A 229-nucleotide genomic window follows, 5' to 3' on the forward strand; every position below is an offset into this window, starting at 1 on the left:
ATATGTCGTTTTCATGGCAAGTAGAGCAGCAGCAACTGGGCACAGGTGGCGCTTTGGTTGAGGCGCTGAAGCATCCCATGCTGGCGCAGCGAGAGTCGGTGCTAGTGTGCAACGGTGATACCTTTGTAGATTTTTCAGTCGCTGAGTTTATCGCGCAAGCGAGGACTCATTCCGCCATATTAACCACTTCCGTAGTCGACGCCGGACGCTACGGTCGAATACTTAAAGA

1 protein-coding gene is annotated in these 229 nt (G+C 52.4%); it reads left to right on the forward strand.

What is annotated here, in order from left to right; genetic code table 11:
• The coding region (locus tag A3773_RS18490; RefSeq protein WP_231902245.1) for a glycosyltransferase family protein at positions 1-229 on the forward strand (229 nt) is incomplete at both ends.

The sequence above is a fragment of the Neptuniibacter pectenicola genome (assembly GCF_001597735.1).
GTDB classification, from domain to species: domain Bacteria; phylum Pseudomonadota; class Gammaproteobacteria; order Pseudomonadales; family Balneatricaceae; genus Neptuniibacter; species Neptuniibacter pectenicola.